Origin of the sequence: Paenibacillus sp. SSG-1, from assembly GCF_002224835.1 — a bacterium.
Classification (GTDB): domain Bacteria; phylum Bacillota; class Bacilli; order Paenibacillales; family Paenibacillaceae; genus Paenibacillus_AQ; species Paenibacillus_AQ favisporus.
The window spans coordinates 1-1356 of the sequence record NZ_MBRK01000003.1 but is presented as its reverse complement, the minus strand read 5'-3'; the positions used below and the strand labels follow the sequence as shown (position 1 = coordinate 1356).

Genomic DNA, 1356 nt, shown 5'->3' with positions numbered 1-1356 from the left:
CGTTGAGCAGTTTGATCTGGCGTCTGTCTTTTTTGTGAAACGCCTTCCTCAGCTGATTACAGAGCCATTGCGGCAAGGGTGATCTCCTCCTCTTGCATTCCGTCTCTACGGTCAGCATATGGGGAGAACGCCCAAAGCGTGCAGGTCTCATTTGAATTTCCCGGGTTCTGCAAGGGGACGGGATTGTATTTTATAAACGCATCCCATTATGCATTCCTTCACGATTCTCTTCGCTGTGATCCCGGTTCAGTTCATGGCTATTTCCGTAATAACGCTGCGGCGGCCTAGCCCTCCGCTTCCTCCTCATACCACTGTTCCAGTTGGGCTTGAAGGGCACGGATTTCGGTCAGCAGGGCGATGAGGGGATAGCTCTGTTCATCAATCGAAGCAAAGGACTGCTCCAATGCGTTGATGTAGGCAAGTCCATCCTGAATTTGCAGATGTTCCTGCAGCAGATCCAACTGATCGCATTCCGCCACGGCGAGCGGCAGCTCCGGGACGACGGAGGCGGTCAATTTGTCTATTTCCTTATTGAGGCGCAGGTTCAGCGCGCTGAGCTGGTAAGCGTAATCGGCGGGCATTTCCACAAAAAAGAGGTCGGCATTTTTCTGTAAAATTACATATCTCATCTTCGGCATAAGGCGCAAAAATCTCCCTCCATAACATTCTACTTGTCAGTGTAGCGTATGGGGAAGTTATAATTCAAGAGAATGTTTCTTTCGGGACAACCGCCCCGAAGACCGTCAAATTCAGTCAGAGGAGGACCTCATGGACGTCATGAGCAATGAAGAGCTGCAAGCTTGGGTGGAGCGGATTTCGGAGGAAAGCTTCGGCCTGCCTTTCAGGCATCGGGCCACGTTCAACCGGAGATTATCCACAACGGGCGGGCGCTATTTTATGAAAAGCCATCATATCGAAATCAATCCCCATCAGCTCGAAGCGAACGGGCGGGAGGAAGTGGAAAAGATCATCAAGCATGAGCTGTGCCATTACCATTTGCACCTGACGGGAAGGGGCTACAAACACCGGGATCCGGATTTTAAAATGCTGCTGCAGCAGGTCGGGGGAAGCCGATACTGCCAGTCGCTGCCTTCGGCGCGTGAGCGTAAGGTTCAGCCTTACCGGTACCAGCTGGTGTGCCGCCAGTGCGGGATGGTGTACCTGCGCAAACGCAAGGTCGATCCCCGCCGTTACCGGTGCGGGAAATGCGCTGGAAATCTTCGTTTGAACAAGCTTGACTCCGCTACAAAATCATGATAAATTATTTGGTGTTACCATATAACAACGTTCCCTGATAGCTCAGTTGGTAGAGCACTCGACTGTTAATCGAGTTGTCACAGGTTCGAGTCCTGTTCG

The 1356-nt window shown here is 51.7% G+C and carries 3 protein-coding genes; 1 reads left to right on the top strand and 2 read right to left on the bottom strand.

Annotated features, from left to right (window positions below; translation table 11 throughout):
* Positions 1–76 (bottom strand): cortex morphogenetic protein CmpA (gene cmpA / locus BCV73_RS34635; RefSeq protein ID WP_143811956.1); only part of this gene is annotated, 76 nt, incomplete at its 3' end.
* 208 nt (positions 77–284) lie between these two features.
* Positions 285–638 carry a hydrolase/acyltransferase gene (locus tag BCV73_RS34630; protein ID WP_076174826.1) on the bottom strand — a complete coding sequence of 118 codons (354 nt, stop codon included), beginning with the start codon at positions 636–638 and terminating at the stop codon, positions 285–287.
* A gap of 139 nt (positions 639–777) precedes the next feature.
* On the opposite strand from BCV73_RS34630, the gene BCV73_RS34625 reads away from it, so the two are divergent.
* On the top strand, positions 778–1257 hold the full coding sequence (locus tag BCV73_RS34625) for a SprT family protein (RefSeq protein WP_084204161.1): 480 nt from the start codon (positions 778–780) through the stop codon (positions 1255–1257).
* Positions 1258–1356: the final 99 nt, after the last annotated feature.

Coding starts and splice junctions, on each gene's coding strand:
- BCV73_RS34625 (WP_084204161.1), top strand. CDS start 778: ATGAGCAATGAAGAGCTGCAAGCTTGGGTGGAGCGGATTTCGGAGGAA.
- BCV73_RS34630 (WP_076174826.1), bottom strand. CDS start 638: ATGCCGAAGATGAGATATGTAATTTTACAGAAAAATGCCGACCTCTTT.